25 protein-coding genes are annotated in these 23,490 nt (G+C 62.1%); 14 read left to right on the forward strand and 11 right to left on the reverse strand.

The features are described from left to right. The 4 genes from EOA19_RS18045 to EOA19_RS18060 all read right to left on the reverse strand — a co-directional run. Nucleotides 1-589, reverse strand: a 589-nt coding sequence (locus EOA19_RS18045) for an MFS transporter (protein WP_128304375.1), incomplete at its 3' end; no start/stop codon positions are given. After that, nucleotides 586-1,263 (reverse strand): FadR/GntR family transcriptional regulator, encoded by a 678-nt coding sequence (locus tag EOA19_RS18050; protein ID WP_128304376.1) that lies wholly within the window; start codon nucleotides 1,261-1,263, stop codon nucleotides 586-588. The genes EOA19_RS18050 and EOA19_RS18045, both read right to left, overlap by 4 nt. A 99-nt stretch (nucleotides 1,264-1,362) precedes the next feature. Then, on the reverse strand, nucleotides 1,363-2,058 hold the full coding sequence (locus EOA19_RS18055) for a 4Fe-4S dicluster domain-containing protein (protein ID WP_128304377.1): 696 nt from the start codon (nucleotides 2,056-2,058) through the stop codon (nucleotides 1,363-1,365). A gap of 89 nt (nucleotides 2,059-2,147) precedes the next feature. Then, entirely contained in the window at nucleotides 2,148-3,722 is a 1,575-nt protein-coding gene (locus tag EOA19_RS18060; protein WP_128304378.1) for a trimethylamine methyltransferase family protein, read from the reverse strand. 274 nt (nucleotides 3,723-3,996) lie between these two features. On the opposite strand from EOA19_RS18060, the gene EOA19_RS18065 reads away from it, so the two are divergent. Beyond that, nucleotides 3,997-4,695 (forward strand): B12-binding domain-containing protein, encoded by a 699-nt coding sequence (locus EOA19_RS18065; RefSeq protein ID WP_126069400.1) that lies wholly within the window; start codon nucleotides 3,997-3,999, stop codon nucleotides 4,693-4,695. Nucleotides 4,696-4,779: 84 nt separating this feature from the next. On the opposite strand, the gene EOA19_RS18070 is transcribed toward EOA19_RS18065, so the two are convergent. Continuing rightward, nucleotides 4,780-4,920 carry an entericidin A/B family lipoprotein gene (locus EOA19_RS18070; protein ID WP_013531174.1) on the reverse strand — a complete coding sequence of 47 codons (141 nt, stop codon included), beginning with the start codon at nucleotides 4,918-4,920 and terminating at the stop codon, nucleotides 4,780-4,782. A 62-nt stretch (nucleotides 4,921-4,982) separates the two neighbouring features. Between EOA19_RS18070 and EOA19_RS18075 the strand changes: the two genes are divergently transcribed. The 10 genes from EOA19_RS18075 (at nucleotide 4,983) to EOA19_RS18120 (ending at nucleotide 14,168) form a co-directional block, all read left to right on the forward strand. Then, entirely contained in the window at nucleotides 4,983-5,612 is a 630-nt protein-coding gene (locus EOA19_RS18075) for a DUF1638 domain-containing protein (RefSeq protein ID WP_128304379.1), read from the forward strand. A 112-nt stretch (nucleotides 5,613-5,724) separates the two neighbouring features. Continuing rightward, nucleotides 5,725-6,300, forward strand: coding sequence for a DUF4893 domain-containing protein (locus tag EOA19_RS18080; protein WP_128304380.1), 576 nt, complete (start codon nucleotides 5,725-5,727; stop codon nucleotides 6,298-6,300). Nucleotides 6,301-6,393: 93 nt separating this feature from the next. Continuing rightward, nucleotides 6,394-7,173, forward strand: a complete 780-nt coding sequence (locus EOA19_RS18085; RefSeq protein ID WP_128304381.1) for a formyl transferase — start codon at nucleotides 6,394-6,396, stop codon at nucleotides 7,171-7,173. A 203-nt stretch (nucleotides 7,174-7,376) separates the two neighbouring features. Next, nucleotides 7,377-7,679 carry a virulence factor gene (locus EOA19_RS18090; RefSeq protein WP_023812316.1) on the forward strand — a complete coding sequence of 101 codons (303 nt, stop codon included), beginning with the start codon at nucleotides 7,377-7,379 and terminating at the stop codon, nucleotides 7,677-7,679. Further along, the gene (locus EOA19_RS18095; RefSeq protein ID WP_128304382.1) at nucleotides 7,672-8,310 is read left to right on the forward strand and encodes a methylenetetrahydrofolate reductase C-terminal domain-containing protein; all 639 of its coding nucleotides are present in this window, start codon (nucleotides 7,672-7,674) and stop codon (nucleotides 8,308-8,310) included. The genes EOA19_RS18090 and EOA19_RS18095 overlap by 8 nt, the downstream gene beginning before the upstream one ends. Then, complete coding sequence (locus tag EOA19_RS18100) at nucleotides 8,307-9,398, forward strand: methylenetetrahydrofolate reductase (protein WP_128304383.1); 1,092 nt, start codon at nucleotides 8,307-8,309, stop codon at nucleotides 9,396-9,398. The genes EOA19_RS18095 and EOA19_RS18100 overlap by 4 nt, the downstream gene beginning before the upstream one ends. 141 nt (nucleotides 9,399-9,539) lie before the next feature. Beyond that, nucleotides 9,540-10,514, forward strand: coding sequence for a methyltetrahydrofolate cobalamin methyltransferase (locus EOA19_RS18105; protein ID WP_128304384.1), 975 nt, complete (start codon nucleotides 9,540-9,542; stop codon nucleotides 10,512-10,514). Next, nucleotides 10,465-12,615 (forward strand): ASKHA domain-containing protein, encoded by a 2,151-nt coding sequence (locus EOA19_RS18110; protein ID WP_128304385.1) that lies wholly within the window; start codon nucleotides 10,465-10,467, stop codon nucleotides 12,613-12,615. The genes EOA19_RS18105 and EOA19_RS18110 overlap by 50 nt, the downstream gene beginning before the upstream one ends. A 186-nt stretch (nucleotides 12,616-12,801) precedes the next feature. After that, a complete protein-coding gene (locus tag EOA19_RS18115; protein ID WP_127258513.1) occupies nucleotides 12,802-12,987 on the forward strand; it encodes a hypothetical protein in 186 nt (61 codons plus the stop codon). Between the two features lie 233 nt (nucleotides 12,988-13,220). Continuing rightward, a complete protein-coding gene (locus EOA19_RS18120) occupies nucleotides 13,221-14,168 on the forward strand; it encodes an alpha/beta hydrolase (RefSeq protein WP_128304386.1) in 948 nt (315 codons plus the stop codon). Nucleotides 14,169-14,195: 27 nt separating this feature from the next. Here EOA19_RS18120 and EOA19_RS18125 read toward each other — a convergent pair whose 3' ends face one another. After that, nucleotides 14,196-15,095, reverse strand: a complete 900-nt coding sequence (locus EOA19_RS18125; RefSeq protein WP_127291815.1) for a LysR substrate-binding domain-containing protein — start codon at nucleotides 15,093-15,095, stop codon at nucleotides 14,196-14,198. Between the two features lie 218 nt (nucleotides 15,096-15,313). On the opposite strand from EOA19_RS18125, the gene EOA19_RS18130 reads away from it, so the two are divergent. The 3 genes from EOA19_RS18130 to EOA19_RS18145 all read left to right on the forward strand — a co-directional run bounded on the left by EOA19_RS18130 (nucleotide 15,314) and on the right by EOA19_RS18145 (nucleotide 17,256). Next, nucleotides 15,314-15,499, forward strand: a complete 186-nt coding sequence (locus EOA19_RS18130; RefSeq protein ID WP_013531162.1) for a hypothetical protein — start codon at nucleotides 15,314-15,316, stop codon at nucleotides 15,497-15,499. Between the two features lie 338 nt (nucleotides 15,500-15,837). Next, a complete protein-coding gene (locus EOA19_RS36405; protein ID WP_023812324.1) occupies nucleotides 15,838-15,972 on the forward strand; it encodes a hypothetical protein in 135 nt (44 codons plus the stop codon). A 345-nt stretch (nucleotides 15,973-16,317) separates the two neighbouring features. Continuing rightward, nucleotides 16,318-17,256 (forward strand): GlxA family transcriptional regulator, encoded by a 939-nt coding sequence (locus EOA19_RS18145; protein ID WP_348625597.1) that lies wholly within the window; start codon nucleotides 16,318-16,320, stop codon nucleotides 17,254-17,256. A gap of 76 nt (nucleotides 17,257-17,332) precedes the next feature. Here the strand turns inward: EOA19_RS18145 and EOA19_RS18150 are convergent, their stop codons facing one another. The 5 genes from EOA19_RS18150 to EOA19_RS18170 all read right to left on the reverse strand — a co-directional run bounded on the left by EOA19_RS18150 (nucleotide 17,333) and on the right by EOA19_RS18170 (nucleotide 23,488). After that, complete coding sequence (locus EOA19_RS18150; RefSeq protein WP_023812325.1) at nucleotides 17,333-17,674, reverse strand: peptidase inhibitor family I36 protein; 342 nt, start codon at nucleotides 17,672-17,674, stop codon at nucleotides 17,333-17,335. A gap of 166 nt (nucleotides 17,675-17,840) precedes the next feature. Continuing rightward, nucleotides 17,841-18,689 carry a DUF1194 domain-containing protein gene (locus EOA19_RS18155; RefSeq protein ID WP_128304387.1) on the reverse strand — a complete coding sequence of 283 codons (849 nt, stop codon included), beginning with the start codon at nucleotides 18,687-18,689 and terminating at the stop codon, nucleotides 17,841-17,843. 95 nt (nucleotides 18,690-18,784) lie between these two features. After that, entirely contained in the window at nucleotides 18,785-21,346 is a 2,562-nt protein-coding gene (locus EOA19_RS18160) for an FAD-dependent oxidoreductase (RefSeq protein WP_023812327.1), read from the reverse strand. A gap of 154 nt (nucleotides 21,347-21,500) precedes the next feature. Beyond that, nucleotides 21,501-22,259, reverse strand: coding sequence for an FkbM family methyltransferase (locus EOA19_RS18165; protein ID WP_023812328.1), 759 nt, complete (start codon nucleotides 22,257-22,259; stop codon nucleotides 21,501-21,503). Beyond that, nucleotides 22,256-23,488, reverse strand: a complete 1,233-nt coding sequence (locus tag EOA19_RS18170; protein WP_023812329.1) for a glycosyltransferase 87 family protein — start codon at nucleotides 23,486-23,488, stop codon at nucleotides 22,256-22,258. Before EOA19_RS18170 ends, EOA19_RS18165 begins: the two co-directional genes overlap by 4 nt. Between the last annotated feature and the right edge of the window lie 2 nt (nucleotides 23,489-23,490).

A 23,490-nucleotide genomic window follows, 5' to 3' on the forward strand; every position in this document is an offset into this window, starting at 1 on the left:
ACCATGAACCGGTGACAAAATGCTCGATCGGCAGCGTGAAGCCGGCAGCGGCAGCCGAGCCGGCGCAGAGCGCCATGGTGTAGAACCCGGTCATGATAGCGGCCCTGTCGGCGAAATCGCGCTTCACCAGGCCCGGCAGCAGCACATTGCCGATGGCAATCGCGCCACCGGCCAGGAATGTGGCGACAAACAGCAGGGGAACCGTACCGAACCAGCGCAGGCCGGTTCCCAGCACCAGCAAGGCGAGCGCCCCGAGCAAAGTGCGCTCGGCTCCATAGCGCTGCGCAAGCCTTGGCGCGAAGGGCGCGAACAGGCCGAGGCACAGGACGGGCAGCGTCGTCAGCAGGCTGGCGCCCGTCGTCGAAAGACCGGTTGCCTGCATCACCTCGGGCAACAGCACCGACAGGCTGGAAAACAGCGGCCTCAAGCTGAAGGCGATCAGCACAAGGCTTGCGCCAAGCATGATGCGCGCCGCACGGCTGCGCAGTTCAGGCGGCTGCGGCATGGGCAGGCTGTCGGCCTCGGTATCGACGAGTTCCAGACCCTCGACCTCGGCCTTCGGATCAGGCTGACGAAAACTCTGGTTCATTGCGAAAGCAGTCTTTCAAGTTGGGCAAGCACCGGCGCCATGAAGGCTCGGACGGCGGCAACGGCGCGCTCGGGATCGCTCGCGGCAATGGCGTCGACGATTGCCGCATGCGCCTGGTGGTCCGGTTCGGGCAGATCGCCGTCGATGGTGGCATGGATGGTCTCGGTGATGGCGGCGGTGAAGAAGTCATAAAGCTCCATCATCGCCCTGTTGCCGGACGCCGCGACGACGGATTTGTGGAAAGCAAGATCGCGCCGGATGAAGGCTTCGCTTCCGCCGTCGGCGACGGTGCCGCGCGCGGCAAGCAATTGCCGCATCCGCTCGAGGTCGGCTGGCGTGTGACGCAAGGCGGCGAGCCTCGCGGCCTCGAGGTCCAGCGCCGCCCGCGCCTCCCACTGATCGCGCAAGCCGCTGCGTTTGACCCGGTCAAGCGCGGCAGAAGTATCGACGGCGGAGCGCACATAGGTGCCCGAGCCCTGACGCGTATTCAGCAACCCCTGCGAGACCAGCACCCGCACCGCCTCGCGGACGGTGCCCCGACTGACCGACAGAAGGTCGGTCAGAGCTGCCTCGTTGGGGATACGCTCGCCGACACCCCAGCGGCCGCTGACGATTTCAGCCCGCAGGCTCTCGGTAGCGCTGTCGGTGAGATTGGTTCGGATAGCAGGTTGCATCGGCCTATTCATCAAGTCATCAGATGACTTGTGAATAGGCTTGGTTCTAACTGCCGTCAAGATGCTCGAAGCGAACGAGCACCACGCAATGGGAATGGATCAGTTGGTGGCGCGTGCGAAGCTCGCCATGTGGTAGGCCTGAACCTCCGGCGGATAGCGATACTCCGTGCCATAGGGGCACGCATTGCGATCAAGGCAGCCGCCGCTGCGGCAAGGCGAGCCGCCGGCTCCACGCACATGCGCCAGGCAGGATTGATAAGCAAATCCTTGCGCGGAATAGGCGTCGGCCGGACAAGATTTCAGGCAAGGTTTCTCGACGCAGCTATCGCAAAGGTGAGGCGCCGTTTCGCCGGCTTGAATCGGAAGCTCGTCCTCGAACAGCAGCGCACCGCGATAGGCATGCCATAGCCCGTATTGCGGATGCATGAGGATGCCGAGCGGCGACGGCTTCAGTCCCTCCGCCCGCATCGCCCATTGCTGAAACGGCAGATAAGGTCTGTCGGAAGGGGAAACGGCTCGCGCCCCGAATGCCTCGGCCACGGCTCCGATCACTTCGCGCGACCACGTGTCGAGCGGATTGGCGATGGTCTGCGATTGCTTGTCGATCCAGCGCAGGAAATGCGGCCAAGGCGCTGCACCCGCCTGCCCGACCAGCAGGACGGATTTGACGGGAGCACCTGAGAGGTCGGCAAACGGGGTTTCGCTCGCTCCGCACTTGAAGCCGCCGCGCAGGATGAGGCCATGGGCCGAAAGCACGGTCGCGATGTCCTCAACCCGGCGCCCCGCGGCAATCATTCCTTCTTGACCGGATCGGAGAACGCGCTCCGCCAGACTTCCTTGTGGATGATGTTGGCGACTTTAGCCCCGCCTGACTCGGGCTCCTTTCAAGTGAAGGCGTCGGGCATCGACCCCTTCTTCTTGGCGATGAAGTCCTGCAACGCTTCGTCGATGCTCGGATCGAGATACGGCGCCTCGTAGCTCTCCAGCCAGCGGCGGGCGAGTTCGTTGGCACGTTGGGGCGCGGTCTTCTCGCCTTCGGCCAGCCACTGCTCGTAGGAATTGTTGTCGGCGATGTTGGAGCGGTAGAAGGCGGTCTGGAAATTGGCCTGGGTGTGGTCGCAGCCGAGATAGTGGCTGCCGGGGCCGACCTGGCGGATGGCGTCCATCGCCTGGCCGTTTTCCGACAGGTCGACGCCCTCTGAGAATTTCTGCGTCATGCCGAGCTGATCGATGTCCATCATGAATTTCTCGTAGCAGGACGCCAACCCGCCCTCGAGCCAGCCGGCCGAATGCAGCACGAAATTGGTGCCGGCCAGGATGGTCGAGTTCAGCGTGTTGGCGCTCTCATAGGCGGCCTGCGCATCCGGAACCTTGGACGCGCAGAGCGAACCGCCGGTGCGGAACGGCAGGCCCAGCCGACGCGCCAGCTGCGCGGCGCCATAAGACACCAGCGACGGCTCCGGCGTGCCGAAGGTCGGCGCTCCCGACTGCATCGAAATCGACGAGGCGAAGGTGCCGAACAGCACCGGCGCGCCGGGACGGATCAGCTGCGTGAACGAGGCGCCGGCCAGCACTTCGGCCAGGACCTGCGTCAGCGTGCCGGCCACCGTCACCGGGCTCATCGCGCCGGCAAGGATGAACGGCGTGACGATGCAGGCCTGGTTGTGGCGCGCATAGACTTTCAGCGCGCCGAGCATGGTCTCGTCGAACACCATCGGCGAGTTGGCGTTGATCAGGCTGGTCAGCACCGTGTTGTTCTCGACGAAATCGTCGCCGAACACGATCTTGGCCATGGCGACGGTGTCTTCGGCGCGTTCCGGCGCGGTCACCGAGCCCATGAACGGCTTGTCGGAATATTTGATGTGGCTGTAGATCATGTCGAGGTGGCGCTTGTTGACCGGCACGTCGACTGGCTCGCACACCGTGCCGCCCGAATGGTGGATCGACGGCGCCATATAGGCGAGCTTCACGAAATTCTGGAAATCCTCGATCGTCGCATAACGCCTGACGCCATCGAGGTCACGCACGAAGGGCGGACCGTAGACTGGCGCAAAGACGGTGGCATTGCCGCCGATCTGCACCGAACGCTCGGAATTGCGCGCATGCTGAGTGTAGACGGACGGCGCGGTCTTGAGCAGCGAACGGCACAGCCCCTTCGGAAAGTGCACGCGCTCGCCCTTGACGTCGGCACCGGCCTCTTTCCAGAGTTGCAGCGCTTCGGCGTCATCGCGAAAAATGATGCCGATCTCTTCGAGCACCGTGTCGGTGTTCTTTTCGATAATCGCCAGGCCTTCCTCGTCCAGCACCTCGTAAACGTTGATCTTGCGTTTGATGTAGGTGAGCTGCGTACCCGGGCCACCGCCCGAACGTGCTGCCCGCCGGGCTGCAGCCCCGCCGCTGGCGCCACGCCCACGTCGCGCGTTTGACGCTTCCTGATCGACTGCCGCGTGTTCGCTCATGGTGGTTCTTCCCTGAATCTGTTCTTGTCTGGAATCCATAGCGGCTGCATCTCGCCGCTTCTTGCCAGATCGTAGCCATGCACCCTATTCGAAACGGCCCGCCAGCGCCAACGCCTGTCGCAAAATCGACAAGAATTCCAAGAGAGTTACGGTCGCTTTCCTTTTGCGGGAAGTCGCAAATCAGCTATGGATACATGCCCTCAGCGGGTTAGGTATGAACGCGAAGATGTGTGCCTTGCGACATGGTCGCGATGCCGGCAGGAGCTCGATACAAATGTCCGACGACGAGATCATCCTTTCCGAACTTTCCGACGACGAGTTGGTGCAGCAGATGCACGACGATCTCTATGACGGGCTGAAGGAAGAGATCGAGGAAGGCACCAACATCCTGCTCGAGCGCGGCTGGGTGCCCTACAAGGTGCTGACTGAAGCGCTGGTCGAAGGCATGCGCATCGTCGGCGAGGATTTTCGCGACGGCATCCTGTTCGTTCCCGAAGTGCTGCTTTCGGCCAACGCGATGAAGGCCGGCATGTTCATCCTGCGTCCGCTGCTCGCCGCCACTGGCGCGCCGAAGCAGGGCAAGATGGTCATCGGCACCGTCAAGGGCGACATCCACGACATCGGCAAGAATCTCGTCGGCATGATGATGGAAGGTGCTGGCTTCGACGTCATCGATCTCGGCATCAACAATGCGGTCGAGAAATATCTCGATGCGATCGAACAGCACCAGCCGGACATCATCGGCATGTCGGCACTGCTGACCACGACCATGCCTTACATGAAGGTCGTCATCGATACGATGAAGGAAAAGGGCATCCGCGACGATTATGTCGTGCTGGTCGGCGGCGCGCCGCTGAACGAGGAGTTTGGCAAGGCCGTCGGCGCCGATGCCTATTGCCGCGATGCGGCGGTGGCGGTCGAGACCGCCAAGGACTACATGAAGCGCAAGCACAATGTGCGCGCTTCGGCCTGATTGGCCAATTCGACATGGACAATAGGAAGCCGCGCCTTGCAGCGCGGCTTTTTTGTTCCCAGATGGTGGAGAAGGCCGCGCGGATCAGGGCTTGGTGACGGTGTCCTCGACCGCCTTGGCAGTCGATTTGACATCCCTGCCGACACCACGGACGGTGTTCGCGCAAGCCGCAAGGGCCAAGGCGCAGGCCAGGATGGCAATCGGCGTGATGCGTAGCAGTTTCATGGACGGTGTCTCCCTCAATAGATAATTAGCGCCACAACAACGAAGGCCGCTCGACTGGTTCCATGGCCAAGACGCAAAAAACGAAACCGAATCAAGACGACAGGCTGCTCGTCATCGCCTGCGGGATGATTGCGCGTGAAGTTCTGGCCGTCAAGGAACAGCTCGGACTGGATCACCTCGACCTGACCTGCCTGCCGGCGGAATTCCATTTCTACCCGGACCGCATCGCTCCGGCCATGGACAAGGCAATCGAAAAGGCCAAGGCCGAAGGCTACAGCAACATCTTCGTCGGCTATGCCGATTGCGGCACCGGCGGCCTGCTCGACAGGGTCTGCGAGAAGCACGGTGTCGAGCGCATGGCCGGCCCGCACTGCTTTGCCTTCTATCAAGGCATGGAGGCCTATGCGAAAATCGCCGACGACGACATGATGTCCTTCTACATGACCGACTTCCTCTGCCGGCAGTTCGACGCCTTCTTCATGAAGCCGCTCGGCCTCGACAAGCACCCGGAACTGATCAAGGACTATTTCGGCAACTATGAGAAGCTGATCTATCTCGCACAGACTAACGATCCGGAACTCGACAAGGTCGCCGAAAAGGCCGCCAAAATGCTTGGTCTCGTCTATGAACGCCGCGCAACCGGCTACGGCGACCTGACGGCCGGAATGGCGCTGGCGGCTGCACACGCCTGAAGCAATTCTTGACCCGCTATGCTCCAACCCTGGATGACAGGCCATCGAGAACGGGTAAGTTGTGCGCCACAAGGCAACAGGCCCTCCAGCCATTCGAACGTGGAAACGCACGATGACCCCTCACCTCTTGATAGCCGTACTCGGTCTCCTCTGTTTCGCCCTGCCCGCTCATGCCGACGGCGAGGTGCAGAAACTCATCACCCCAGCCGACAAGGCACGGCTCGACAAATATGGCGAGACCCGCAAGGCAGCGCTCGCCGAGGCGAAGGCGGGCGACCCGGCCGAGGTCAAGCAACTCGACACCTTGCTGGCAAAACCGCTGGTGGCCTTCTCCGACAAGGACCTGACCGGCAGCTGGCGGTGCCGCACCATCAAGGCCGGCGGGCCTTTGCCGCTCGTCATCTATGGCTGGTTCAAGTGCAAGGTGACCGACGACGGTTCCGGCTGGCGGCTGGAAAAGATCAGCGGTTCGCAGCGCACCAAGGGCCGCTTCTTCGACGATGGCGAGAAACGCGCGATCTATCTCGGCTCCTTCTATGTCAAGGATGATCCGGCAAAGCCCTATGGAAGCGGCCCGCAAACCGACCAGGTCGGCTACGCCTTCCGCAACAGCGCCAAGGAATGGCGTATCGAATTTCCGGCGCCCTACTACGAATCGAAGCTCGATATCATCGAATTCAAGCGCTGACTGTGTATCGAAGGCTGATCACCAAGGATTAACCCGGACGCCCTAGCATCCCAACCATTATCAAGAACGGGTTGCTTGGAGGGGGCAATATCCATGGCAGCATCAGAATCCAGCACGCGGATCGTGGTCGTCACCGGCGGCGGCCAGCATGTCTGGGCTATGATCAATGCAATCGCCGATCGCGTTGGTCCTGTCAGCGTCGTCCTCGAAACCCCTGAATCCAAAAAGCAATTGCTGCGTGGCCGGGCTCGCCGCCAAGGCTGGATCTCCGCCATGGGCCAGCTTGGCACGATGGTGCTGAGCAGGTTGGGCAAGCGATTCCTGGCCGGCCATAGCGCGCGATTGATTGCCGAGGAGAAGCTGGAGGTTGAGCCGCGACCAGGCCAGGAGATCATCCAAGTATCCTCGGCCAATGGGCTTGAGTGCCTGCAGGTAATCCAGAAGATCCGGCCAGGCGTTGTGCTGCTCAACGGTTGCCGACTAATCTCGGCGGAGATGCTGAGCAAAATGCCCTGCCCGGTGCTCAATTACCATGCGGGCATCACGCCGAAATATCGCGGCATGAATGGCGGCTATTGGGCTCTGGTATCAGGCGATGCGCAGAATTTCGGCACGACTGTCCACCTCGTCGACGCTGGCGTCGACACCGGTGGCGTGCTGAAGCAGGCGCGCGGACGATCGAAAAAGGGCGACACCATCTCAAGTCACGCGCTACGCCAGACGGCGTTCTCGCGCGACATCTGCGTCGAGGCCGTCAGCGATGCACTGGCTGGAAAACTCACGACGATCGATCCCGGCCTGCCTTCGAAGCTGTGGTATCATCCGACGATCTGGTTCTACGTCTGGACGGGCCTCAGAACCGGCATCTGGTAGCGAGTTCCTCGCCCGTATCCGCATGCCGCACGCTGGCTCTTCCGGCGCGTCGAACCTGCCGCCAGCACACGCCGCAAACGAATAAACCCACCTTTCATTTTACGACATCCAAATGCGTCGCTTTTGAATGCGCGCGCGTCGTCCCATAACAAGCGGCCCCACTGCGCTTCCGGCAATGCTCGCAGATCGAGGAGTGAGAATTCATGGCCGATCTGATCGTCGTCTACTGGCGCGACATCCCAGCCCAAATCATCGTCAAGAAGGGCCGGCAGAACGCCAAGCGCGAACTGCCGCTGCGCTTCACCGAGGCGATCGACATGTGCGCGATGCGCACTGGCGCCGGCGGCACCGACGATTATCTGGCCGAATGGCGCAAGGCCGATCCCGTCCCGGTCGGCGATGACCTCGAAGCCGAGGTCGAGAAGGCATTCAACGATATCGACACGAAATACGACCGCGAGCGGCTGGTCGCCCTGGTCAAGGCAGGCGGCAAAGAAAATGTCTGAAACCATTCCTGCCAAGGATGGCCAAAGGGTTGTCCAGCCGGTTACCCAAGCCACTCTGGTCAAGAAGGCAGCGCCGAAATCCGACTACAAGCCGGCCGACGTGTCGCCGCAGCGGCGCGTGCAGCGTTCCTTTGCGGTTCGGCTGTGGTCGATCAGGCATTCGCGTCTGCTCGAATGGTTCTACGCCAAATTCGCCGACATGTTTCTGCTCCTCCATCCCCTCTGGAAGGGCATAGGCTACGGCCGCGTCGAAGGGCCGATCAAATTCGTCGAGAAGCGCGTCAAGGGCTTCATGTTCGACTGCCGCATGTGCGGCCAGTGCATCTTGTCCTCGACCGGCATGTCGTGCCCGATGAACTGCCCCAAGCAATTGCGCAACGGCCCTTGCGGCGGCGTCCGCGCCAACGGCAATTGCGAGGTCGAGCCCGATATGCCCTGCGTCTGGGTCAAGGCCTGGGAAGGCTCGCAAAACATGGTGCACGGCGACAGGATCCTGACCGTGCAGAAGCCGGTCGACCAGTCGCTGCGCGAAACCTCGGCCTGGCTGCGGGTGACCGCGCAGGCGGCCACCGCGCGCGAAGCGGCCGCTGCCGCCAAGAATGAGACGGCCAACACCGGGGCGTCGGCATGATCGGCCGCCAGCGCGACGAGAACCCGGCTGGCATCCACCTGCCGCTTGAGCCCTTGCCCGGCCACACCTCGCGCGGCCGGCTGGAGCGCGTGCTTAGGCGCGGCGAATTCGCGGTGACGACCGAACTCAACCCACCCGACAGCGCCGATCCCGAAGACGTCTATAACAGGGCGAAGATTTTCGATGGCTGGGTCGACGCCATCAACGCCGTCGACGCATCGGGCGCCAATTGCCACATGTCGTCGGTCGGTATCTGTGCGCTTTTGACCCGCATGGGCTATGCGCCGATCATGCAGATCGCCTGCCGCGACAAGAATCGGATCGCCATCCAGGGCGACGTGCTGGGTGGTGCCGCCATGGGCGTGGCCAACATGCTGTGCCTGACCGGCGACGGCGTGCAGGCCGGCGACCAGCCCGGCGCCAAGCCGGTGTTCGACCTCGACTGCATGTCGCTGTTGGAAACCTGCCGTATCATGCGCGACAATGGCAAGTTCCTGTCCGGCCGCAAGCTGACGACGCCGCCGCAGCTTTTCCTGGGTGCTGCGATCAACCCGTTCGCGCCGCCGATCGATTTCCGGCCGCATCGCCTGGGCAAGAAGATCGCCGCCGGCGCGCAATTCGTACAGAGCCAATATTGCTTCGACGTGCCGATGTTCCGCACCTACATGCAAAAGGTGCGCGACCTCGGCTACACCGAAAAATGCTTCATCCTGGTTGGCGTCGGCCCGCTCGCCTCGGCCAAGACGGCCAAATGGATCCGCTCGAACGTGCCGGGCATCCATATTCCCGATTCAGTCATCAAGCGGCTGGAAGGCGCCCAGGACCAGAAGAAGGAAGGCAAGCAGCTCTGCATCGACATCATCAATGAGGTGAAGGAAATATCAGGCGTTTCCGGCGTTCACGTAATGGCCTACCGGCAGGAGGAATATGTCGCCGAGATCGTCGATGAATCGGGCGTTCTGAGGGGCCGCCAGCCGTGGAAACGTGAGATCCGTCGCGACGACCAGATGGTCGCCGACCGGCTCGACAGCATCTTGCACGACGACATTACCGAAACGCAGGTGGACATGGTGAAGACCGCGCACTGATGTATGTCGCCCAAAAGTGGGAACCGGTTTTGGGACAACGACATACTTTAACTCAAGGCGAAGCGCGGACGGCCACCCATTCGCTTGAACGAAAACAGACAACGATATAAAGAAATCTTTATATCACGGCGGAGAGAATTCATGACCCGTACCATCGTCGCTTCGGCGACACGAGAAATCATCATCGGCTTCGACCAGCCGTTCTGCGTGATCGGTGAACGCATCAACCCGACCGGCCGCAAGAAGCTGGCCGCCGAGATGATCGCGGGCAATTTCGAGACCGTCATCAGGGACGCATTGGAGCAGGCAGCGTGCGGCGCCACCATGCTCGACGTCAACGCCGGTGTCACCTCGGTTAACCCGAACGAGACCGAACCCGGCCTCTTGGTGCAGACGCTGGAGATCGTGCAAGGGCTGGTCGACCTGCCGCTGTCGATCGACAGTTCCGTCACCGCAGCGATCGAAGCCGCACTCAAAGTTGCCAAGGGCCGTCCGCTGGTCAACTCCGTCACCGGCGAGGAAGAAAAGCTCGAAGCCATCCTGCCGCTGGTGAAGAAGTACAATGTGCCTGTCGTCGCCATCTCCAACGACGAGACCGGCATTTCGATGGACCCGGATGTCCGTTTCGCCGTCGCCAAGAAGATCGTGCAGCGTTGCGCCGATTTCGGCATTCCGGCGCATGACGTCGTCGTCGACCCGCTGGTCATGCCGATCGGCGCGCTCGGCGACGCCGGCCGCCAGGTGTTCGCGCTGCTGCGTCGCCTGCGCGAGGAGCTCAAGGTCAACACCACCTGCGGCCTGTCCAACATCTCCTTCGGCCTGCCGCATCGCCACGGCATCAACGCCGCTTTCATCCCGATGGTGATCGGCGCCGGCATGACATCAGCCATCATGAACCCGGTACGCCCGCAGGAAATGGAAGCCGTGCGCGGCGCCAATGTGCTGAACGGCACCGACGAGAACTGCACCAACTGGATCAGAACCTACAAGGATTACAAGCCGGCCGAAGGCGGCCAGGCGGTCGCCACCCCGACGCAGGTCAATGCGCCGGGCGACGGCGCCGGCAATGGCGGCCGCCGCCGTGGCGGCCGTGAAGCCCGGATGGGCCGAGGATAAGCGCGCAATCGTGAACTCACCTGCAAACATCACCGATCCGCTCGTGCTTTTCATGCCGTCCGGCAAGCGCGGGCGGTTTCCTGTCGGCACACCGGTGCTTGATGCCGCGCGCCAGCTTGGTGTCTATGTCGAAAGTGTGTGCGGCGGACGCGCCACCTGCGGGCGCTGCCAGATCGAAGTGCAGGAAGGCAATTTCGCCAAGCACAAGATCACCTCTTCCAACGACCACATCACGCCCAAGGGCGCCAAGGAAGAGCGCTATGAGCGCGTCCGCGGCCTGCCCGAACGGCGCCGCCTCTCCTGCTCGGCGCAAATCCTCGGCGACCTCGTCATCGACGTGCCGCAGGACACCGTGATCAACGCGCAGACCATCCGCAAGGATGCCGACACCAGGGTCATCGCCCGCGATTCGGCGATCCGCATGTGCTATGTCGAGATCGAAGAGCCCGACATGCACAAGCCGCTTGGCGACCTCGACCGCCTGAAGATCGCGCTGATGCACGACTGGGGCCTGAAAAGCCTCGATTTCGATTTTCATCTGCTGCCGCAGGTGCAAGGTATCCTGCGCAAGGGCAACTGGACCGCGACCGCCGCCATCTACAAGGATGCCGACTCAGAGACAGCGCGCGTCGTGGCGCTGTGGCCCGGCCTCAAGAACGAAGCCTATGGGCTGGCTTGCGACATCGGCTCGACCACCATCGCCATGCATCTGGTATCGCTGCTATCGGGCCGCGTCGCCGCCTCGTCGGGCACCTCGAACCCGCAGATCCGCTTCGGCGAGGACCTGATGAGCCGCGTCTCCTATGTGATGATGAATCCTGACGGGCGCGAAGGCATGACGGTCGCCGTGCGCGAGGCGATCTCGGGTCTCGTCGACAAGGTCTGTGCCGAAGGCAATGTCCAGCGCAACGACATCCTGGACAGCGTCTTCGTCGGCAATCCGATCATGCACCATCTGTTCCTCGGCATCGATCCGACCGAGCTTGGCGGCGCGCCCTTTGCGCTGGCCGTTTCGGGCGCCGTGCATATCAAGGCATCCGACATCGGCCTGAAGCTTAACCAGGGCGCCAGGCTCTATATGCTGCCTTGCATCGCCGGCCATGTCGGCGCGGACGCGGCGGCGGTGACGCTGTCGGAAGGCCCGCACCGCCAGGACGAAATGATGCTGATTGTCGACGTCGGCACCAATGCCGAGATCGTGCTCGGCAATCGCTCGCGCGTGGTTGCCGCCTCCTCGCCCACCGGCCCGGCCTTCGAGGGTGCTGAAATCTCCGGCGGCCAGCGCGCCGCACCGGGCGCGATCGAGCGCGTGCGCATCGACCCAGACACGCTGGAGCCGAAATACCGCGTCATCGGCTCGGAACTGTGGTCCGACGAACCGGGCTTCCTGGAAAGCGTCCAGGCAACCGGCGTCACCGGCATCTGCGGTTCCGGCATCATCGAAGTGGTGGCGGAGATGTATCTCGCCGGCATCATTTCCGAGGACGGCGTCATCGACGGCGGGCTTTCGGCCCGTTCGCCGCGCGTCACCGCCAACGGCCGCACCTTCTCCTATGTGCTGAAGGAAGGCTCCGCCGCATTGACGGAAGATGGGCCGAAGATCACCATCACCCAGACCGATGTGCGCGCCATTCAGCTTGCCAAGGCAGCGCTTTATGCCGGGACCAAGCTGTTGATGGAAAAGCAGAACACCGAGCATGTCGACCGCATCCATTTCGCCGGCGCCTTCGGCTCCTTCATCGATCCGAAATACGCCATGGTGCTCGGGCTGATCCCGGATTGCGACCTCGACAAGGTCTCGGCCGTCGGCAACGCCGCAGGTGCCGGCGCCCGCATGGCGCTGCTCAATCGCGGCTACCGCCGCGAGATCGAGGACACGGTCAGCAAGATCGAGAAGATCGAGACGGCGCTGGAACCGAAATTCCAGGAGCATTTCGTCTACGCCATGGCGCTGCCCAACAAGGTCGATCCGTTCCCAAAACTGTCGGCAGCGGTGAAACTGCCGCCGCGCAAGACGGTCAGCGAGGACGGCGTTGCCGGCGACGCCGCTCCCCGACGGCGTTCGCGCGAAGGCCACGCCGCCAGGCGTGGACGGGAATAAGCGGCCGCGCCCAGGCCACCGCCTTTCCAAACTCATTTGCATGCAAATGTTTCCGGATCGCTTGATCCGGAAACCAAAACGCTGTTTTCGTGAAATTCGCCAGATACATGGCAGGCGCATCAACCGGCATCGAATGGCAGGCTGGAGATATCTTTCAGCCGTCGCAACGCTCCAGAGGAGACAACGATGTCAATGCTCGAAAGCCTCGGCCGCTATGGCACGGCCATCAAGAATGCTCACGACCGCAGCAAGGCGCGGCGCTTGTTGAACAGCCTGCCGCCTGAGATTCAGAAGGACATCGGCTGGCCGGTGTCGCCGCGATCCAGCGAAAAGGCAGCACTCATCAACACCATCTGGAGCGCCGCGCGCTGATGACCTTCGCCGACAAATGCAAATTGCTCGGCATGCGCCGGGGATCTCGCATGTCCCCGGCGACCACCAGCAACCGGCTGCGTGCCGCACTTTTGCCGCGCCGCTGAGCATCGCGGCGCGGATCACACCAGCGTGTAGATACGGCGCGAATCTTGACATTTTCGGCCACGGCACGATCTTCGAAGATAGTGGGGGTTCTCTTAGTCGGCTTTGGCCGAAGTTCGCGTATCCGCATGCCAAGTTTGAAAAGCCATGTCGTGTCTTTTGTCCTGCGGCACAGCCGCAAGCAGGCATTTGCCAGTCCGGAAAATCTGCAGCGCTGGATCGCGGCCGCGCGCAAGACCGAGAACCACCGGCCGCCCGCCTCGCTGCACCAGCGTCTCGACATCGAGATGCATACGGTCGATGGCTTCCCCGTCTACGAAATCGCACCCAGGACCGGCGAGCAGAAGCGGATTCTCTACTTGCACGGTGGTGCATATGTCTTTGAAATCACACCCTATCATTGGCACCTAATCGCCGAGATGGCGGATCGGCTGGGCTACGGGATCACGGTGCCGATCTATCCAATCGCTCCCGAACACGATTTCCATGCCATGTTCGGAATGGTTGGCGATGTCTACCGGCAGATGCTCGCCGAGACGGAAGCCGAAGACATCGTCTTCATGGGCGATTCCGCCGGCGGCAATATGGCTGTGGTGCTGACCATGATGGCCGCCGAAGAAGGACTGCCCCTGCCGTCGCGGCATGTGCTCATTTCGCCGGGTCTCGACGTGTCGCTCACCAATCCCGCAGTGTTCGAGGCGGAACGCAACGACCCTTGGCTGGGCATAGCTGGCGGACGAGAGGCAATTCGCCTGTACAGTGCCGGCATCGATCCCAGCGATTGGCACATCAGCCCGGTCTATGGAGATTTGTCCGTGCTGCCAAGGACGCTGCTTTTGACCGGCTCGCGCGATCTTTTGACTCCCGACAATCTGATCTTCGCCGAAAAAGCCCGCGCAGCCGGCGTTGAAATCGATCTTGTCTATGAGGAAGGCATGTTCCACGTCTGGCCGCTGATCGACATGCCGGAAGCGCGGCGCGCCCGCGAGCGCATCGTCGCCTTTCTCGGGGAGAGCCGGATCGTGCACGATACGAGAGTAAGGCATGAACAGCGCCCCGCCGAAGCGGCGGAGTAGCTCTATACTATCGTCCTTGCCAGCCGGTCAGAACTTGCCGGTTTCCCGGAAGACTTCGAAAGTCGCGCGGATGTGGTCGGCAACGGCCTTGACCGGGGCACTGGCATCCGGCGCCACCACCATCGCCAGATTGTAGGTCCCGATGTCGGGCATGCCGTCCTTCGGGCAGAGTTCGACCATGTCGTTGCCGAGGAACGACTTCGGCAATGGCGCCACGGCGAGATCGGACATGATCGCGGCGCGCTGGCCGGCCGTGTGCGCGCTCATATAGGCGATGCGGTAGTTGCGGCCCTCGCGGCCAAGCGCGTCGAGCGCCCCGGCACGCCAGGCGCAGCCCTCTTCCCACAGCGATACCGGCAAGGGCTCGCGCAGATGCGCACAGCCGCCCTTGGCACCGGCCCAGACGATCGGCTCGGTCAGCAGCACCTCGGCGCCGAGCGCGCTGGTCTTGTAGGAATTGGTCAACAGCGTGATGTCGAGCGCCCGGTCGTCCATGCGCCGGCGCAGATTGCTGCTCTGGTCTATGGTGACGTCGACGGCGATCGACGGATGCGACTGCGCGAAACGCTTCAGCACATGCGGCAGCACGCGCTCACCGTAATCGTCCGGCGAGCCAAGCCGCACCACACCGACAATGTCGGGAATGATGAACTTCGACACCACCTCGCGATTGATGGACAGCAGCCGGCGGGCATAGCCGAGCAGCATCTCGCCGTCCGTCGTCAGCGACACCGAGCGAGCGTCGCGCGCGAACACGGAGCGGCCGAGAATGTCCTCGAGCTTCTTGATCTGCATGGAAACGGCCGACGGCGTGCGGAACACGGCATTGGCGGCGGTGGTGAAGCTGCCGGTCTCGGCAATCGCCACGAACGTGCGCAAAACATCGAGATCGAGCAGTGGCAGCGGATGATTGAGCGGGGCGTTCATGGCAACCGACCTTCAATTTTTCTGATACAAAACATCATTCCATTTCGTTTGATTGAACATCAGAATGGGTGGATAGTCAACTCCATCGAAGCAGTAGCTGCCACAAGCAGCCATGAAACGACCTCGACACAGACCTGCATTCGACACGAAATGAAGTTGAAACAAACCCGCAGTAGCCAACTCGCTGTCTGGCACTAGCCAACCCAAAGGAGAAAGAGATGTCTATCCTGTCGTCCCTTGGTCGCATCGCGACCGAATTCAGCGCGGCACGCGCGCGCTATCAGACCGAGCGCGCTATCCGCTCCCTGCCGATCGAACTGCAGAAGGACATCGGCTGGCCTGAAGCTTCCGACACCAAGACCGGTACTCGCAATGGCATCGGATCCTGGGCTGGAGCAAAGTAGATCGTGTGTACCATGTGCTGAAGGCCTGCCGCGCAGCCCGCCCGGCAGGCCTTCTCTGTTTTACTTGTATTCAACTGAGCTTTGGAGCCATGTCGCCGGCGCATGACGCATATGAGAAAGCCGCATAGCGGCTCCTGTTTCCAATTAATGCCTTGTAAATAATCGTAAATTTTGGGCACCTTGCTCAAATCTGTCGCAATCGATGTCGCATTTCATATCAAGCGCTTCGCTTTTGCGATTTAGTTTCTACTTACACAAGCCTATATCAGCGCCAGCAAACGAGCTGCCCCACTCCATCAAGCGAAGGCGACCCGTCTAAGCAACAAATGGAGATGATTATGAAGCTTTTTGCACGCCTCTTTGCCCGCCGCGAAATGAACCTGACCACCGCTCTCGAGCGTCAGCGTCTTGCCAACACCATGCCCGGCCAGACCGGCGCCATGAATGCGGCGCGCCTCGGCTTCATCGCCTGAAGATTTCTAGAGGCAGCGCATCCCTGCCGCTGCTTTAAAATTGCAACGCCGCCTGGCTCCAGCCAGAGCGGCGTTTTGTTCTGTGCGCAGGCCGTACGTTGCCCGTCCCTTGAACAGTTCGTGCCACTTCCAGGGCTCGCTGCACGCCGATTGCCCATTTGCGACCCATGTCGCAAATTTAATCTTGTCGTAGCGGCGTAGCCGATTGACAGACATGGTTTTTCCTGATGTCGCTATGCTATTCGCGACATCCTGTTCGCGCCATGGCTGTGTGAGGTTCCCTTGAACGCGGTAAAGCATCCGATCAAGCGATCGTTTGTATTCTTCCTTATTCCCGATTTCACCATGATCGCTTTTGCGACCGCGCTCGACCCGCTGCGCTCGGCCAATCGCATGCTCGGCTACGAGGCCTATCGCTGGCGCCTCGCCAGCATCGACGGCAAGCCGGTGCGCGCCTCGAACGGGGTCGAATGCGCGGTCAACACCTCGCTCGAGGATGAGCGCAAGAAGATGGCAGGTCCCGACCGGCCGAACATGGCCATCGTCTGCAGCGGCATCAACGTCGAGCGCTACCAGAACAAGTCCGCCTTCGCCTGGCTGCGCGAGGAATACAATCGCGGCGTCGCCGTCGGCGGCCTGTGCACCGGCGCGCATATCCTCGCCGCCGCCGGCCTGTTGTCCAACAAGCGCTGCGCCATCCACTGGGAGAACCTGCCGGGCTTTTCAGAGGCGTTTCCGAAGGCCAATGTCTTTGCCGACCTCTTCGAGATCGACCAGAATATCTACACCTGCGCCGGCGGCACTGCCGCGCTCGACATGATGCTGAAGCTGATCGGCGACGACTTTGACGAGAACCTCGTCAACCGCGTCTGCGAGCAAGTGCTGACCGACCGCGTACGCAGCCCCACCGACCGCCAGCGCCTGCCGTTACGCGCCCGCCTCGGCGTCCAGAACTCAAAGGTGCTGACCATCATCGAACTGATGGAGGGCAATCTGTCGGAGCCGCTGTCACTGATCGAGATCGCCGACCATGTCGACCTGTCGCGCCGCCAGATCGAGCGGCTGTTCCGCACCGAGATGGGCCGCTCCCCCGCCCGCTATTATCTCGAAATCCGGCTCGACCGCGCCAGGCATCTCTTGATCCAGTCCTCGATGCCGGTGGTCGAGGTGGCGGTCGCCTGCGGCTTCGTCTCGGCATCGCATTTCTCCAAATGCTACCGAGAACTCTACGCCCGCTCGCCGCAGCAGGAGCGCGTCGACCGCAAGCAACTGCTGGCGGCCTGATCCGATACGCCCACGGACAAACAGGCTAGTGTCATGATATCGTCAGGCAGCGGCGCCCCGCTGCCTGGAACCAACCTCAGTAATCGTCGCAGGTGCATTCCGCCGAGGAGATACGGTCGTTCCAGTCGCTGCCGCCCAAATTGCGGATCCTGCGCGTGATCTCGATCGAGCGGCCGCCCATCCTAGAATCCTCATAGGCCACGAGCGTGCAGCCGCGGCGAACGATCACCGACGACACACGGTCATTCCAGAACTGGCCGCCACGAAAATTTACGGAATCCTCGGCACCCATGCCGATGGACCGCCCGCGAAAATTCCCGTTCTCGAACATGATACAGGCAGCCTGGTTGTATTGGGCGCTGGCGACGTCGGCATAGAGCACGGACGCGACTGCGGTCAGGATGGCAAGACGTCTCATCGGTTTTTCCTCGGTTCGGCAGCGCTCCTGGCTGGGTCACGCGGCCTGCCCAGTTTGCCACTGCTTCGGTCGCGGAGGCAAGCCTGGAGCGTAAGCCCGAACAGGTAGGCAGCGGGGCAAGAGCGGGAGCCGGTTCGGCAAAGATCACGCTCAATGGGGAAGAGCTTTAGCGGCTGTCGAACATCCAGCTGCGGTTTCGCCACATTTTCTCGCCGACCAGACAATCGGTGGTGGATCTCTCCTGTGCCAATATCACCGGCGGATGCGCGGCTTCTTCCGCCGCCCATTGCGGCGAGGCCGGACCGGCGAGTTCCAACACCAGCTTGCGGCGAATGGCTTCGGGAAACTGCGTCCAGTCATTGACCGGGATCATGAAGGCTCCGGGACCACCAATGACGCAGTCGCTGTAGTAGCGATCGAGATTGCTGACGTCGTAGGCGCCGATGAAGCCGCCTCGCGTCATCAGCGGCAGGCCGTTGATGACGATGCCTTGCTTGATCAGCTCGTCGCGGGTCAGGTTGACCGGCGCGCCCTGATTGTTGGGGCCGTCTCCCGAAATGTCGATGACCCGCTTCGTGCCTCGGTAGCCGCTTTCGGCGAACAGGTCGTTGCCGAACTCCAGCGCTCCGGAGATCGAGGTGCGCCGCGCGCTGTTGGGCGGCTGCGCCGACAACTGCGCAACCACGCGCTCGGCGTCGGTGCGGCTGGCGATCACCGTCCACGGCACGATGACGCGCTGCCAGGTGGTGCCGGCCCATTCGACATAGGTGACGGCGATTTTGCCATGGGCGCCGTCGGCAATGGCCTGCAGCACATTGTCGTGCGTCAATGCGGCTGCGTAGCCATGACGCTGGATCTCGAGCTCTTCCGGCGACATCGACAGCGAAACGTCGACCGCCAGCACCAGCTCGACATCGACAGGCTCATCCGCAAGGGACACTGGCGCCAGCCAGAGCGTTAGCGCGAATGCGGCGCAGCCTGAGAGGAAATGTCTTGCGCGGGCAAAAGCAGACATGCCGCAAGGGTAAGCGAGAATCGTCTGTTTAAGAAGAGAAAAGCGCGGCCGATGGCCAGGCTTTTGCCTTCATGCCTTTTGCGCCTGCCGGGCGATCAACTGCGCGGCTTCAAATTCTCCGGATCATAAAGCGGCTTGTAACCGACAGCGGCGACTTCAACCGGATAGGTCTCGCCGAAATACTCGATAATGAGCTTGCGGCCTTCCTGGGCGTAGGCCCATGGCAGATAGGCGAGGCCGATGTTCTTGCCGATGGTCGGGCCATAGGCCATCGACGTGGTGAACGACCGGCGGCCGAGTTCGTCGACCAGCGTCTCGCCGGTCTTCGGGTCCATCACCGGCATCGTGCCGACAGGATAGCGGGCAACGCCTTTGGAATCGACATTACTGGTCATCACCAGCGTGCACAGCATGGCCGGTTGGCGCTCGCGGGCGCGGTATTCGACATGCTTGGCCTTGCCGCAAAAGTCGTTCTCCTTGACCTTCGGACGCGCAAGATCGGCTTCGAGCAGATTGTACTCGGTCAAAAGGTCGGCGTTCTGCAGGCGCAGGCTCTTTTCCATGCGGCGGGTGTTGGCATAGGTCTCGACGCCGAAGGGCATCACGCCGGTCGATCGCAGCGCGTCCCAGACAGCGAGACCGTCCTCGTAGCGCATATGCAGTTCCCAGCCCTGCTCGCCTACATAGGAGATGCGGAAAGCGGTGACATCCTTGCCGCCGATCCGGACCGGCTTGATCGCCGCGAATGGGAAGTTCTCAACAGAGAGCCCGTCCGGACTTTCGACCACCTTCTGCAAGGTCGCCCGGGCATTCGGCCCCCAGATGCCGATGGTGACATACTTCTCGGTCACGTCGGTGATGGTGACATCGAAACCTTTGTCCTGTGCCGTGCGGCGCATGTACTGGAAGTCGCGCGGACCGGCGTCGGCGCCATCGATCAAACGGCAGCGGTCGGCCATGCGGATGACGGTAAAGTCGGCGCGCACCATGCCTTCCTCGTCGAGGAAGTGGGTGTAGATACCCTTGCCGATGTTGTTGTCGCCGCCGATCTTGGCCGCGCAGAGCCATTCCAGCAGCGCGACATGGTCGGGACCCTCGATGTCGTACATGGCGAAATGCGACAGGTTGACGATGCCGCAATCCTCGCTCATGGCGAGGTGTTCGGCATTGGAGACGCGCCAGAAATGGCGGTTGTCCCACTCGTTCTCACGCACCGGCACCCGGTTGCCGTATTTCTCCAGCAGATGCTCGTTGGCGGCGTAGCCATGGGCGCGCTCCCAGCCGCCAAGCTCCATGAAATAGCCGCCGAGTTCCTTCTCGCGTTCCCAGAACGGCGAGCGCCTGATGTTGCGGGCCTTGGAGAACGGCTCGCGCGGATGCACTGCCGGATTGTAGACCTTCATCGCCGTCTCGGTGCAGCGATCCCAGATGAACTGCTCCTTTGTCTGGTGCGGATAGAAGCGCGCATAGTCGACGGCGTGGTGATCGATCGCGGTTCGGCCGTCGGTCATCCAATCGGCGATCAGCTTGCCCATGCCGGGGCCGTCCTTGACCCAGATGGCGACGGCATACCAAAGGCCCCGCACCTTCTGGCTTTCGCCCATCGACGGGCCGCCATCCGCGGTCACCTGCAAGAGACCGTTGAAGGAATGGCTTTCGTTATAGCCGAGTTCGCCGAGAATCGGCGTCAGCTCCATGGCGCGTTCGAGCGGCGCCAGGATCTGTTCCATGTCGAGATCGCGCTGCGAGGGTGAAAGCCGCGCCTGGTCCTTCTCCAGCAGGTCGCGCGGATGGCAAAGGCGCGGGTTGGTCTCTTCGTAATAACCCCATTCGACCTGCCCGCCCTCGGCGGTCCTGGGATCGCCTGTGTCACGCATATAGGCCGAGTTGCCCTGGTCGCGCAGCAGCGGCCAGCCGATCTCCTTGCCGGTGCCGGCAAACTCGTTGTAGGGGCCGAAAAAGGTCAGCGGATGGTCGATCGGCATGACAGGCAGATCCTCGCCGACCATTTCCGCGATCAGCCGGCCCCATATGCCGGCGCAGACGATGACATAGTCGGCCTCGATGGTGCCGCGATCGGTCACCACGCCTGAAATGCGGCCGTCCTTGACGACAAGCGACCGAGCCGGCGTGTTGGCGAAGGATTTGAGCTTGCCCGAGGCTTCCGCCTGGTCGACCAGCTTGCCGGCGACCGTCTGCGAGCGCGGGATGACCAGACCGGCATCGGGATCCCACAGGCCGCCCTGCACCATCGCTTCTTCGATCAGCGGAAATTTTTCCTTGATCTCGGCCGGTTCGATCAGACGGGCGCGCGTGCCAAACGCCTTGGCGGAGGCGATCTTGCGCTTGATCTCTTCCATGCGGCTGTCGTCGCCGACACGCGCAACCTCAAGGCCGCCGATACGCGCGTAATGACCCATCTTCTCGTAGAAATCGATGGAGTAGAGCGTCGTCCAGCACGACAGGAAATCGTGGCTGGTGGTGTAGCAGAAGTCGGAGGCGTGCGCGGTCGAGCCGATATCGGTCGGGATGCCTGATTTGTCGATGCCGACAATATCGTCCCAGCCGCGTTCGATCAGATGATGGGCGATCGATGCGCCGACAATACCGCCCAGGCCGACGATGACGACCTTCGCCTTTTTCGGAAACTCTGCCATTGCCCGCGACTCCAAAGTGATAAAGCGGGCGGACTATAGGGCGGAGCGGCAGGCCGATTGAAGCCTGTTTGCGACATTGGCAAAAAGCCGAGCGACCAGACGGCAGAATGCTTCACACCGGCGCCTGGGGCGGTTCGCTTTTCGGTGGGCTAACTCAGGCGAAGGCCCAGATGTCCTCGGCCTGAAAGCCGACCTGATAACCTGATGTCTTCAGCTTGACCACGACCTGGCCGATCTCCGGGGCGGGCAGCGCGCCGACCTCGACCTTGATCATGCCGGGGCGGTAGCGCTTGAGGTCCAGCTGTTCGAAGACGATCCAGTCGGCGCCCTCGCAATCGACGAGGAAAGCGTCGATATGGCTGATGCCGTTGCGATCGAGCAGCGTCTGCAAGGTCTCGGATGGCACCTCGATGTCCCTGAGATGCGGCGCGAACTTGTTGAAATTGGCGTCGGCCTCGCCCCAGGCATTCTTGCCCGACATCAGATTGGTGTCGGTGACCGACGAGCAGCCGATAAATTCGATGGGCAACGTGCCGGCCTCGAGGGCGGCGGCATCGAAGGTGTGGACGGTTATCGTGCCCTTTGTCTTCGTCACCGCCACCGGCTCGATGATGAAGCGGTCCGTGTCTGGATAATTGGCGCGCAGTCTCTTCTGGTTGTACGGGATCGGCTCGACCAGCATGGCCCGTGCACCGGGAATCCTGTGCAGCCAAGGCGTCACATCGTCGAACAGTGCGCCGTCGCAGGCGCCGACATTGACCATCTGGAACGGTCGCCCTGCACCACCAAAACGCGCCTTCAGCGCCGCCCTGGCCAGGAACTTGGTGCCGCGCAGCGACGGGCCGCGATCGAGAACGCCCTTGGGAAGAGCAAGCGACAGGGCAACGCGCGCCAGGCTGGATAGCGAACTCATGACTTGTCTCCGGGAATGATTTGCATGGCAGCGCGATTCTGGCCGCGAGCCACGGCTGCCCACAGCGCCATGAACGGCGTCGCCAGCAGCAGGAATGGCGGAATCAGATGGGGGAAATAGATGCGCGTGTCGTGGATCGGGAAGACGGTGAACTTCGCCAGCGCACCGAGCACCAGCGCCGCAAACAGGATGCCGGCGCGGCGATCGAGGCGGAAGCCGGCGCGGGCGGCAGCAAACCAGCCGGCCAGTGCCAGCACCGACACGCCGACCCAACTGTTCAGGCTGACGGCGCGCAGCAGCGAGGTGGCAAACGCCCTGAGATAGGTGGTGACCGAGAATGGCGGCTCGAATCCGTCCATATTGAAGTGCTGCTCGATGCTGGAGAACCACAGATGCGGCGCCCAGCCGGGATGATGCGCCCAGTGAGAGATGGCGAAGTAGGCCACGAAGGAAGCGGCAAAACCGGCCAGCGCACCCCATGCCCTCTGCCGGTACGCGACCAGCAGCACAGCGAAAATCGCCAGGAAAACAATGTTGTCCGGCCGTACCATGAAGGCGAGGAAGAGCAGGATCGCCGTTGCCACCTCGAGGCCGCGGACATAGGCATAGAGCCCGCCGAGCAGCAGCGCTGAAGTGAGCAGATCCGGTGTCGAAGCGCGTGCCGCATCGCCGAAATCGGCCATGATCAGCACCGCGCCGACGATAGGCGCCAACGCCAATGCCCCTGTGGAGCGTAGCCACATCAACGCGATCGCGCCAAACAGCAGCACGGAGAACACTGAGACCAGTCGCATTGCCTCGACCGGCGACATCACCGCGCTCAGTGTCGACAGGATCTCGGCATAGAGGAACTTGATCCGGTACATGCCGAGCAGTGAATGGAAGTCGGCGGCATTCTCCGTCATGTGACTGCGGAAGCCGCCTCCATCGTCGGTCAGCGCCTTATAGTCGCCTGCGGACACGCCCGATTTGACAGTGTTGTAGGCATAGTCATGCAGCGCCTGCGCATCGGGATAGGTGCCTTCCTCCGATATAGCGAGATAGGGCAGCATGTCCCAGTTGGCGTCGGGCATCACCCAGGCGGTGAACGCTGTAAAAAGAATGTAGAGCGCGAAGGCCGCCGCGCCGATCGGTGCTGCCAGCCGCGCATAAGTCCCCTCGCCCCACGCCAGACCGGCTCCGATGAGGCGGTCGAGCGGGTTTTGTGGATCGGGCGACTTGGTCAGCATCG

The sequence above is a fragment of the Mesorhizobium sp. M7A.F.Ca.US.010.02.1.1 genome, assembly GCF_004023085.1.
In the GTDB taxonomy this organism is placed as follows: Bacteria; Pseudomonadota; Alphaproteobacteria; order Rhizobiales; family Rhizobiaceae; genus Mesorhizobium.

Coding starts and splice junctions, on each gene's coding strand:
- EOA19_RS18050 (WP_128304376.1), bottom strand. CDS start 1,263: ATGCAACCTGCTATCCGAACCAATCTCACCGACAGCGCTACCGAGAGC.
- EOA19_RS18055 (WP_128304377.1), bottom strand. CDS start 2,058: ATGATTGCCGCGGGGCGCCGGGTTGAGGACATCGCGACCGTGCTTTCG.
- EOA19_RS18060 (WP_128304378.1), bottom strand. CDS start 3,722: ATGAGCGAACACGCGGCAGTCGATCAGGAAGCGTCAAACGCGCGACGT.
- EOA19_RS18065 (WP_126069400.1), top strand. CDS start 3,997: ATGTCCGACGACGAGATCATCCTTTCCGAACTTTCCGACGACGAGTTG.
- EOA19_RS18070 (WP_013531174.1), bottom strand. CDS start 4,920: ATGAAACTGCTACGCATCACGCCGATTGCCATCCTGGCCTGCGCCTTG.
- EOA19_RS18075 (WP_128304379.1), top strand. CDS start 4,983: ATGGCCAAGACGCAAAAAACGAAACCGAATCAAGACGACAGGCTGCTC.
- EOA19_RS18080 (WP_128304380.1), top strand. CDS start 5,725: ATGACCCCTCACCTCTTGATAGCCGTACTCGGTCTCCTCTGTTTCGCC.
- EOA19_RS18085 (WP_128304381.1), top strand. CDS start 6,394: ATGGCAGCATCAGAATCCAGCACGCGGATCGTGGTCGTCACCGGCGGC.
- EOA19_RS18090 (WP_023812316.1), top strand. CDS start 7,377: ATGGCCGATCTGATCGTCGTCTACTGGCGCGACATCCCAGCCCAAATC.
- EOA19_RS18095 (WP_128304382.1), top strand. CDS start 7,672: ATGTCTGAAACCATTCCTGCCAAGGATGGCCAAAGGGTTGTCCAGCCG.
- EOA19_RS18100 (WP_128304383.1), top strand. CDS start 8,307: ATGATCGGCCGCCAGCGCGACGAGAACCCGGCTGGCATCCACCTGCCG.
- EOA19_RS18105 (WP_128304384.1), top strand. CDS start 9,540: ATGACCCGTACCATCGTCGCTTCGGCGACACGAGAAATCATCATCGGC.
- EOA19_RS18110 (WP_128304385.1), top strand. CDS start 10,465: ATGGCGGCCGCCGCCGTGGCGGCCGTGAAGCCCGGATGGGCCGAGGAT.
- EOA19_RS18115 (WP_127258513.1), top strand. CDS start 12,802: ATGTCAATGCTCGAAAGCCTCGGCCGCTATGGCACGGCCATCAAGAAT.
- EOA19_RS18120 (WP_128304386.1), top strand. CDS start 13,221: ATGCCAAGTTTGAAAAGCCATGTCGTGTCTTTTGTCCTGCGGCACAGC.
- EOA19_RS18125 (WP_127291815.1), bottom strand. CDS start 15,095: ATGAACGCCCCGCTCAATCATCCGCTGCCACTGCTCGATCTCGATGTT.
- EOA19_RS18130 (WP_013531162.1), top strand. CDS start 15,314: ATGTCTATCCTGTCGTCCCTTGGTCGCATCGCGACCGAATTCAGCGCG.
- EOA19_RS36405 (WP_023812324.1), top strand. CDS start 15,838: ATGAAGCTTTTTGCACGCCTCTTTGCCCGCCGCGAAATGAACCTGACC.
- EOA19_RS18145 (WP_348625597.1), top strand. CDS start 16,318: ATGATCGCTTTTGCGACCGCGCTCGACCCGCTGCGCTCGGCCAATCGC.
- EOA19_RS18150 (WP_023812325.1), bottom strand. CDS start 17,674: ATGAGACGTCTTGCCATCCTGACCGCAGTCGCGTCCGTGCTCTATGCC.
- EOA19_RS18155 (WP_128304387.1), bottom strand. CDS start 18,689: ATGTCTGCTTTTGCCCGCGCAAGACATTTCCTCTCAGGCTGCGCCGCA.
- EOA19_RS18160 (WP_023812327.1), bottom strand. CDS start 21,346: ATGGCAGAGTTTCCGAAAAAGGCGAAGGTCGTCATCGTCGGCCTGGGC.
- EOA19_RS18165 (WP_023812328.1), bottom strand. CDS start 22,259: ATGAGTTCGCTATCCAGCCTGGCGCGCGTTGCCCTGTCGCTTGCTCTT.
- EOA19_RS18170 (WP_023812329.1), bottom strand. CDS start 23,488: ATGCTGACCAAGTCGCCCGATCCACAAAACCCGCTCGACCGCCTCATC.